The 9,193-nt window shown below is 72.8% G+C and carries 9 protein-coding genes and 1 riboswitch; all 9 genes read right to left on the bottom strand.

Features of this window, described 5'->3' with window-relative positions:
- On the bottom strand, positions 1-1,001 hold a 1,001-nt coding region (locus Q0817_RS13210), incomplete at its 3' end, for an ABC transporter ATP-binding protein (protein WP_298588860.1).
- Positions 998-1,618, bottom strand: coding sequence for an ECF transporter S component (locus Q0817_RS13205; protein WP_298588857.1), 621 nt, complete (start codon positions 1,616-1,618; stop codon positions 998-1,000). The genes Q0817_RS13210 and Q0817_RS13205, both read right to left, overlap by 4 nt.
- A gap of 91 nt (positions 1,619-1,709) precedes the next feature.
- A riboswitch (TPP riboswitch) is annotated at positions 1,710-1,829 on the bottom strand.
- A gap of 222 nt (positions 1,830-2,051) precedes the next feature.
- Positions 2,052-2,330 (bottom strand): DUF4235 domain-containing protein, encoded by a 279-nt coding sequence (locus Q0817_RS13200; RefSeq protein WP_298588854.1) that lies wholly within the window; start codon positions 2,328-2,330, stop codon positions 2,052-2,054.
- A gap of 57 nt (positions 2,331-2,387) precedes the next feature.
- The gene (gene mnhG, locus Q0817_RS20085; protein ID WP_366139878.1) at positions 2,388-2,939 is read right to left on the bottom strand and encodes a monovalent cation/H(+) antiporter subunit G; all 552 of its coding nucleotides are present in this window, start codon (positions 2,937-2,939) and stop codon (positions 2,388-2,390) included.
- Complete coding sequence (locus Q0817_RS13190) at positions 2,936-3,208, bottom strand: monovalent cation/H+ antiporter complex subunit F (RefSeq protein ID WP_298588851.1); 273 nt, start codon at positions 3,206-3,208, stop codon at positions 2,936-2,938. The genes mnhG and Q0817_RS13190 overlap by 4 nt, the downstream gene beginning before the upstream one ends.
- Complete coding sequence (locus Q0817_RS13185) at positions 3,205-3,924, bottom strand: Na+/H+ antiporter subunit E (protein WP_366139877.1); 720 nt, start codon at positions 3,922-3,924, stop codon at positions 3,205-3,207. Before Q0817_RS13185 ends, Q0817_RS13190 begins: the two co-directional genes overlap by 4 nt.
- Complete coding sequence (locus Q0817_RS13180; RefSeq protein WP_298588848.1) at positions 3,921-5,561, bottom strand: Na+/H+ antiporter subunit D; 1,641 nt, start codon at positions 5,559-5,561, stop codon at positions 3,921-3,923. Before Q0817_RS13180 ends, Q0817_RS13185 begins: the two co-directional genes overlap by 4 nt.
- Positions 5,558-6,049 (bottom strand): Na(+)/H(+) antiporter subunit C, encoded by a 492-nt coding sequence (locus Q0817_RS13175; RefSeq protein ID WP_298588844.1) that lies wholly within the window; start codon positions 6,047-6,049, stop codon positions 5,558-5,560. Before Q0817_RS13175 ends, Q0817_RS13180 begins: the two co-directional genes overlap by 4 nt.
- Positions 6,046-9,156 carry a Na+/H+ antiporter subunit A gene (locus Q0817_RS13170; protein WP_298588841.1) on the bottom strand — a complete coding sequence of 1,037 codons (3,111 nt, stop codon included), beginning with the start codon at positions 9,154-9,156 and terminating at the stop codon, positions 6,046-6,048. The genes Q0817_RS13175 and Q0817_RS13170 overlap by 4 nt, the downstream gene beginning before the upstream one ends.
- Positions 9,157-9,193: the final 37 nt, after the last annotated feature.

Here is a 9,193-nt window from a genome sequence, read left to right as displayed (position 1 = left end):
CGGCGGGCGCGCAGCCGGCGCGCCGAGGGCTGGCTGCGCGAGACGCCCAGGCCCGTGGCGCTCAACAGCGGTTCGCCGTCCGCCGGAGGGCCGTCGGCCGCGCACGCACTCCCCGCAGCAGGAGTCCGGGCGGGCCCGGCACCCGGACTCCTGGCGGAACCCGCGGCAGGACCTCCGGCAGGACCCGCGGACGGGCGCGCGGGCGCGCGCGTGGCCGGCACCCGGCCGGGAACCCACACCCCCGCCCTGCTGAGCTCGTCGGCCGCCGCGCCGAGCACCTCCCCCGGGGGCCCGTCGTGGGTGATCCCGCCGTCGTGGCCGAGCACGACGACGCGGTCCACGACCTCGGCCCACACGGCGACGCGGTGCTCCACGACCACGAGCGTGGCGCCGCTGCGCTCGAGGCAGGACACCACGGCATCGCGGACCTGCTGCACGCCGGCGGGGTCCAGGTTGGCGGTCGGCTCGTCGAGCAGCAGCAGCCCGGGACTCATGGCCACGGCGCCCGCGAGCGCCAGCCGCTGCTTCTGCCCGCCGGACAGGGCCGCCGTGGAGTGCTCGAGCGGGAGGTCGAGGCCCACGTCGTCGAGCGCCGCGCGCACCCGCGGCCAGATCTGTTCCCGGGGCACCGCGAGGTTCTCGAGGCCGAAGGCGGTGTCGTCGCCGATCCGGGACAGCACCACCTGGGACTCGGGGTCCTGCTGCACGAGTCCGGCGCGGCCGCGCGCCTGGTCCGGCGGGGTGCCGTCGAGCAGCAGCGCTCCGGAGCAGGACTGTCCGTCGTCGTCGTGGAGGACTCCCGCCAGGGCGTGCAGGAGGGTGGACTTCCCGGCCCCGCTGGGACCCAGCAGGAGCACCCGCTCCCCCGGTTCCACCACGAGGTCGAGACCGTGCAGCGCCGCCGTGTCCCGCCCGGGGTGGTGCCAGCCGAAGCCGCGGGCCTCGACGCGCGCGCCGCGGGCGGCGGGCAGCGCGCGGCGCCGGGCCGTGGGCGCCGTCATCGCCGCACGGCCCGCCCGGAGGCGAGGCCCTGCAGGACGCCGGTGCCCGCGAGGGCCCGCACGACGGCCTGCATGAGGAGGCCGGCGAGCACCGCCCCGGAGACGGCGGCCAGGAGCACGTAGACCGCCTGGTGGCCGAGCGTCCACTCGTAGTTGTAGATGATGTTCTCGTGGACGCCGAGGAAGATCCCGCTCACGGCACCCGCGACGGCCGCCGCGAGGGCGTCGAAGCGGCGGTACCGGAAGGCCGCGAAGGCCAGTTCGGCGCCGATGCCCTGCACGAGGCCGGAGAGGACGACCAGCAGGCCGAAGTGGGTGCCCAGGAAGCTCTCGATCACGGCGGCGAGCAGCTCGCAGAACAGCGCGGCCCCCGGCTTGCGGATGATCAGCCCGCCGAGCACGCCGGCCACGAGCCAGCCGCCGGCGATCAGGCCCACGGCGGGCGGGTAGGCGACCGCGGCCGTGCCGACCACGGGGTAGAGCAGGTTCGACCACGCCCAGAAGACGACCGCGCACACGGCGGCGACGACGGCGGCCACGACGATGTCGACGACGCGCCAGGACGAGGCGCCGGACGTGCCGGGGCGGCGGGCGGGGCGGTGGGTGGTGGTGTTCACGGTGGGTTCCTCCTGGGCTCAGCGAGCCGTCGGTGCCAGGAGGGGACGGGGTTCTTCCGGTCCGCGCCGGTGGCGCGCTGCCGGGGGAACACCCCTGAGATGCTCGACTCCCTTCGCCGGTGCTAACCGGAGCAGGTTCGAGGGTCTGCGGCGATCCGCACTCTCAGCGCCACGCCGGCGTCACCGGCGGGGCGCTCCCCTGTCGTTCAGTGGCACCGAGTCTACCCCTCCGTCCGCCCGACCGTGCGAGTCCGCCGGAACCGGCGCCCCGTCGTGCCCGCCCTGTGTCCCCTCCGTGCCCCTTCTGAGTCCGCTGTGTGCACCCACCGCACGTCCGCAGCACCCCCGCGGCACGCAGAAGGGGCCCGCCGCGCCGGACACCGGTGCGGTGTGCGACGGAACGGGCCCCTCCGCGCGAGGTGCTCGCCGGGTCTCAGACCTCGGCCTGGCTCGAGGCCTTGGGGTTCTCCTGGGGCCTGTTCTCCATCTTCGCGACCTGGCGGGAGATGGAGACCTTGATGATGGTGCCCACGAGACCGGTGACGAGCGCCCAGATGATGATGCCCGTCCAGGCCTCGTCGGGGTCCGGGTTCTTGGCGGGGGGCGGGTCGCCGGTGATGCGCTCCCAGGCGGCGCCGAGCACCTTGTGCGAGAGCGCCACGCCGCCGAGCGAGAGGCCGGTGCCCACGAGTTCGAGGACCTTGGTGTTCATGGAGTGCTGCTCCTTGTCGTCCGGGGGCGCGGGTGCGCCCTGTCGATCCTGACCAGCCTAACGCGTCCCCGTCGATCCGTCAGTCTGCTGTCCGTCCGCCCGCCGGCCGTCCGCGCTCGGTGCCGAGGTGTCTGCGGCGGCGTTCCCTGCGGCGTCCCCCATGGCGCTCCCCGTGGCCTTGCCTGCGCCCTTCCCCGTGACGTCCCCCGTGGCGTTCTCCGCGGCGTTTCCTGCGCCCTTCCCCGTGGCGTTCTCCGCCGCGCGGTTGAGGACCGCCTGCAGGTCGTCCTGGGTCAGCGTGGTCCGGTTCAGGTGCTTGGTCCGGTAGGTCGAGCGTCCCACCATGTGCGCCGAGACCGGCACCGTGAGCAGCTGGAAGATCCAGCCGAGGGCGATGAGCGGGACCATGACGGGGTCACGGTTCTCCAGGGCGACCGCCGTGAGCATGAGGAGCAGCCCGAAGACCTGCGGCTTGGTGCCGGCGTGCATGCGCGTCAGCAGGTCCGGGAACCTGACCAGGCCGATCGCGGCGGCGAGGGACATCAGCGCGCCGACCACGAGGCACACGGCCGCGGCGGCGTCCAGGACGGTGTCCAGCACGGCGCTCACCGCCCGTGCTCGGCGGTCTGGGTGGCGAAGCGGGCCACCGTCACGGAGCCGATGAACCCGACCAGCGAGACGATCACCATGAGGATCAGGTTGTTGAGGTGGCCGTGGTAGGCCATCTCCACGGCGAGAGCGGCCGCGACGATGGCCAGCAGCACGTCGGTCGCCACCACGCGGTCCAGCAGGGAGGGGCCCTTGGCCAGGCGGTAGAGGGTGCCCGCGGCGGCCGTGCTGAGCAGCACGGCCGCGACGGCCACGGCGATCTCCATCACGGGCGGTCCTCCTCGGGGGCGTCGGTGAAGGTGTCGGCCGGGGCGTCGGCCGGCGTGTCGGCCGGGGCGTCGGCCGGGGCGTCGTCGCGGCGGCCGCCCACGATCTGCTGGCTCGCGGTGACCGGGGAGCCGATCGCGGCGCTGTCCCGGCTGCCGGTGCCGGCGGCGCCTTCCCCGGGCCGCTCGGCCCGCAGCGCGGCGAGCTCCTCCGGCGTGCCCATGATCCTGATCCAGGCGGCCTCCACCCGCAGCGCGGAGCGGCGGAACTGCTCGGCCTCCTGGGCGTTGCGGACGTTGAGCGCGTGGAAGTACAGCGTGCCGGCGGCGCGGTCCACCTCCACGACGAGCGAGCCGGGGATCAGGGTCATGGTGTGACCGGTGGCCGTCAGGAGCAGGTCCGAGCGCGTGCGCAGGCGGACGCCGACCACGGCGTTGCGCGCGCGCGGCCCCACGAGGATCGCGATGAGCATCACCTCGACGCTCGCCTTGGCGACCTGCCACACGAAGGTCGCGGTGAAGACCGCGAACTGGAGCACGTTGAACCGGCCGGACAGCTGCACGGACGGCAGGTAGAGGACCCACGTCACGAGCAGGGCCAGGACCAGGCCGACCAGCAGGTTGCCGGGGCCGAAGTCGCCCCACAGGGCGCCCCACACGAAGACGAGCCACACCAGCAGCGGCAGCTCGACGAGCAGGGAGTTCTTGGGCCGGGTCACGGTGCCTCCTCCACGACGGGCCGCGGCGCGGACGCGGGGTCCAGCACGGCCTCGACGTAGCGCTCGGGACGGACGAGGTTCTCCGCGGCGTTGTCGGCGAGCTGGAAGAGCGGCCCGGCGAACACCGTCAGGGCCACGCCCACGGCGACCAGCGCCGAGGCCCCGCCGAGCATCGAGGGGGACATCAGGCGCACGTCGCCCTTGCCCGCGAACTGCCCCGCCTGGTCGTCGACACCGCCCGAGCTGAGCAGGAACCGGGAGCCGGCGGGCACCGGGGCCAGCAGGATCGGGTCCGGGTACTCCGCGTCCTCGGGCGCGCGCAGGAACACGCGGTTCCACACCCGCATCAGGGCCAGCAGGGTCAGCAGGGACACCGCCACGGACCCCGCGACCAGGGCGTAGGCCAGTCCGTCGCCCCGCTCGACGCCGGCCTGCAGCAGACCGGTCTTGCCCAGGAAGCCGGAGAACGGTGGGATCCCGCCGAGGTTGAGCGCGGGCACGAGGTAGAGCAGCGCGAGCAGCGGGGAGATCCTGGCCATCCCGGCCAGCCGGTCCACGTTGGTGGAACCGCCGCGGCGCTCGATCAGCCCGGCCACGAGGAACAGGCTCGTCTGGATCACGATGTGGTGGGCCACGTAGTAGACCGTGGCGGAGAGGGACTCCTGGGTGCCCACGGCCACGCCGAAGATCATGTACCCGATGTGGCTGATCAGCGTGAAGGAGAGCATGCGCTTGATGTCGATCTGCGCGAGCGCGCCCAGGATGCCGACCACCATGGTGAGCAGCGCGACCCACATCAGGAGGTCGTCGAGCCGGTCCCCGGGGAACAGCACGGTCTCGGTGCGGATGATCGAGTACACGCCCACCTTGGTCAGCAGACCGGCGAACACCGCGGTGACGGGGGCCGACGCCGTCGGATAGGAGTCGGGGAGCCAGAAGGACAGCGGGAAGACCGCGGCCTTGATGCCGAAGGCGATGAGCAGCATCAGGTGCAGCTGCATCTGGGTGCCCACCGGGAGGCCCTCGAGCTTGACCGAGAGGTCGGCCATGTTGATGGTGCCCGTGGCCGCGTAGATCATCGCGATGGTGATGAGGAACAGCACGGAGGAGATCACCGAGACCACCACGTAGGTCACGCCGGTGCGGATCCGCTGGACGGTCCCGCCCATCGTCATGAGCACGTAGGACGCGGTCAGCAGGATCTCGAAGCCCACGTAGAGGTTGAACAGGTCCCCGGCGAGGAAGGCGTTCGACACCCCTGCCACGAGGATGAGGAAGGAGGGGTGGAAGATCGAGATCGGTCCCTCCTCGTCGCCGTCGGCCACACCCTGCCCGCTCGCGTAGACGAGCACGGCGAGCGAGACGACCGTGGAGACCACGAGCATCAGCGACGAGAGCTGGTCCACGACCATGACGATGCCCCAGGGCGCCGCCCACCCGCCGAGGTGGACGGCCTGCGGACCGATGTCCCACGTGCTCACGAGCACGAGGGCCTCGATCGCGAGGGTCAGCACGAGGGAGCCGATGGCCACGGTCCGCTGGAGGGCGTTGCGCCGCAGCAGCAGGAGGCTCAGGGCGGCGCCGAGGAACGGGATGATGACGGCCAGCGGGGCCAGCTGGGCGAGGTTGACGGTCACCGGCTCTCCTCTCCCCTGATGCCGCGCACGCCCGGGGTCTCGACGGACTCGTCCGGGTCCCGGGGCCGGGGCGCGTCGTCGAACTCGGAGGTGTCGGCGGGGACGTCGGCGTCGCTCTCCACGTCGTAGGAGGACTGCCGCGCCACGCGCCGGTCCTCGACGTCGTCCTGGATCTCGTCCCGGCGCCCGAGAACCCAGGAGCGGTAGATCATGCCCAGGAGGAACGCGGTGACGGCGAGGGAGATCACGATGGCGGTGAGGATGAGGGCCTGGGGCAGCGGGTCGCTGTAGTCCTGTGCGGCGATCGACTCCTCGTACAGGGGGGCGAACCCGGCGGCCCCGCCGGCGTGCAGGATCAGCAGGTTCGTGCCGTTGGTCAGCAGCATCAGCCCGAGCAGCACGCGGGTGAGCGAGCGCTCGAGCAGCAGGTACACGCCCACGGCGTAGAGCACGCCCATCACGACCAGCAGGGTCAGGTTCACGGTCATCGGTGCCCTCCGCCTCCGTCCGCGCCGGTCCTGGTGATCGGGGTCGGCGACGTCGCGGACGTTGCCGTGGTCGAGCCCGCGGAGGCCGCGGCGACCTTCCGCTGCCGCGTGACGCGGATGCGCGTGCCGCGCCCCGGGGCGCGCCGCCTCCGCCGGACGGCTTCCTCCTCGATCCGCTGGTCGATCCGCCCGCCGAGCGAGCGCAGGATGTCGAGGATGAGCCCCACCACGATGAGGTAGACCGCGACGTCGAAGATCAAAGCGGTCACGAACTTCTCGGCGCCGAAGACCGGCAGCTCGGCCTCGAAGGTGTAGCTCTGCATCACCGACCCGCCCAGGAACACCGGGGTGACGGCGTAGAGCGCGGCGAGCGCGAGACCGGCTCCGAGCATCGTGCCCGCGTTGATGGGGGTGGCCAGCTCGAGCTCGTAGCGCCCGCCCGCGAGGTAGCGCACCGTCAGGGCGAGACCCGCCATGAGCCCGCCGGAGAATCCTCCGCCGGGGTCGTTGTGCCCGGCGATCAGCAGGTAGAGCGAGACCATCATGAACGTGTGGAAGAGCAGCCGGGTGACCACCTCGAAGACGATCGAGCGCCGCTCGGGGGCCAGCGTCCGCCCGGCGAGCAGGTAGGGGTCCTCCAGGTCGTCGTCGCGGCGGGCGAGACCGACCTCCAGGGCCTCCCCTCCGGGCGAGACGGCCGCGGCGTTTCGGCGGCGGATCACCCGCAGCTGATCGGTCGTGGGGTCCTCCCCGGAGCGCACGATGCGGTCCCCGCGGCCCGTGACGAAGATCAGCGAGGCCACGCCGGTGGCGGCGAGCACGAGCACCGAGATCTCCCCGAACGTGTCCCACGCCCGGATGTCCACGAGGATGACGTTGACCACGTTCTGGCCGTCGCCGAGCTCGTAGGCCATCCGCGGCAGCTCCAGGGAGACGGGATCGGCCGTGCGCGAGGAGATGCTGAACGCCGCGAGCGCCATCATGAACAGGCCGAAGGTCACCGCGATGGTGCCGCGCAGGAGGCGGCGCCCGGCCGGGTTGCGGTGCCACAGCGGCGCGGGCAGCGAGCGCAGCGCGAGCACGAAGGCCACCAGCAGCACGGTCTCGACCAGCGTCTGCGTCAGCGCCAGGTCGGGCGCGCCCTGCAGGGCGAAGATGAGGGCCAGGCCGTAGCCGGTGACCGACACGAGCAGCACCGCGAGGAAGCGCTTGGTGGCCAGGGGCACCAGCAGGGCCGCCACGACCATGGCCGCGCCGGCGATCAGCTGCGCCGGGCCGTCGGAGACGCGCAGCGTGCCCAGGGGCGGGGTCTCCTCCAGGAACAGCGCCACGAGCGGCACGACGATCGCCGTGACCAGGATGACCGAGAGGTAGAACATCAGCGAACCGCGCTGGGTGCGGCCGGTGATCCACACGGCGGCGAGGTCCAGCGCGTTGACGACCCGCCGGTAGACGAGCTCGCCGGCCGGCAGGGACGGGAGCGCCCGCTGGAAGTCCGCGACCGGGCGCCGCCCCAGGTACAGCAGGAGCCCGCCCGCGACGACGAGGACGGAGAGCCCGAGGGCGGGGGTCAGTCCGTGCCACAGTGCCAGGTAGAACTCGTGCTCGGCCTCGACCGGGAACCGGTCGACGTAGGGCTGCAGCATCGCGTCGACCGGCTGGGGCCACAGGCCGAAGACCACGGTCAGCACGGAGAGCACGAGCGGGGCCGCGAGGAACGCGGGCTCGACCCGCTGCATGTCGCTGATCACAGCCTTGCCGCCGACCCCGGCGTCGAGCTCGGAGAACTCGGCGGACTTCTGCGCGAACCCTCCCCACACGAAGCGGGCGCTGTAGGCGAAGGTCAGGACGGAGCCGGCCACGAGCCCGGCGAGCACCACGGTCCCCGCCGCGCCGTCCACGTCGTGGGCGAACGCGGTCAGCACCGCCTCCTTGGCCACGAACCCGGCCAGGGGCGGCAGGCCCGCCATGGACGCCGCGGCGACGAGCGAGACGGCGAACAGCACCGGCACGCGGCGCGCGAGCCCCGACAGGCGGCGGATGTCCCGGGTGCCCGCCCGGTGGTCGATGATCCCGACCACGAGGAACAGCGTCGCCTTGAACAGCCCGTGCGCGAGGAGCATGGCCAGGCCGGCCTGCGCCGTGTCCGCCGAGCCGTGGCCCACGACCACCACGAGGAAGCCGAGCTGGCTGACGGTGCCGTAGGCGAGGATCAGCTTCAGGTCGTACTGCTTCAGGGCCACCCAGCCGCCGAAGAGCATGGTGCCCAGGCCCAGGACCGTGACGGTGGGCTGCCACATCGCCGTCTCGGCGAAGCCCGGGGCGAAGCGGGCCACCAGGTAGATGCCGGCCTTGACCATCGCGGCGGCGTGCAGGTACGCGGACACGGGGGTGGGCGCGGCCATCGCCGCCGGCAGCCAGAAGTGCAGCGGGATCAGGGCCGACTTCGCCACCGCGCCCACGAGGAGCAGGAGCACCGCCACGTCCACCACGGTCCCGCGCTGCGCCAGCTCGGGGGCCGCCGCGAGCACCTCGGAGATCCGGTAGCTGCCCGCCGCCTGCCCCAGCATCACGATGCCGACCAGCATCGCCAGCCCGCCGGCCGTGGTGAGCACCAGCGCCTGCAGCGCCGCGCGCCGGGCGGACAGGCGGGTCCGGCTGTAGCCGATGAGCAGGAAGGACAGGACGGTGGTGATCTCCCAGAAGACGAACAGCACCAGCATGTCGTCGGCGGTCACCAGACCGAACATGGCGCCCGCGAAGGCCAGCAGCTGGGCGCCGAAGCCGCCGATGCCGCTCGCGTCGGACTTGAAGTAGCGGGCGCAGTAGAAGAGCACCAGGGAGCCCACGCCGAGCACGAGAAGGGACATCGTCCACGAGAGGGCGTCCATCCGCAGGACCAGGTCCAGGTGCAGGGACGGGATCCACTCGCCGCCCTCGGTCCAGCCGCCCTCGGTCCCGTACACCCGGGGTGCGGAGCCCAGCAGCCACAGGAAGCCGGCGAGGGGGACCGCCGCGAGGAGGTAGAAGGCGCTGCGTCCCATCCGCGCGAACAGCAGGGGCGCGACCGCCGCCACCACTGCGTGGAGCAGGAGCACAGCGGTCATCAGGCGCCTCCGGAGGTCGGGGAAGGGAGCGGCGGTC

Source organism: uncultured Kocuria sp. (genome assembly GCF_947500125.1).
GTDB lineage: Bacteria > Actinomycetota > Actinomycetes > Actinomycetales > Micrococcaceae > Kocuria.
The sequence above is the reverse complement of the archived record's forward strand: the minus strand, read 5'-3'. Positions and strand labels throughout refer to the sequence as shown.

What these genes read in the sequence shown, in the direction of transcription:
- Q0817_RS13200 (WP_298588854.1), bottom strand. Translation starts at nt 2,330, where the DNA reads ATGAACACCAAGGTCCTCGAACTCGTGGGCACCGGCCTCTCGCTCGGC.
- Q0817_RS13175 (WP_298588844.1), bottom strand. Translation starts at nt 6,049, where the DNA reads ATGACCGTGAACCTGACCCTGCTGGTCGTGATGGGCGTGCTCTACGCC.
- Q0817_RS13170 (WP_298588841.1), bottom strand. Translation starts at nt 9,156, where the DNA reads ATGACCGCTGTGCTCCTGCTCCACGCAGTGGTGGCGGCGGTCGCGCCC.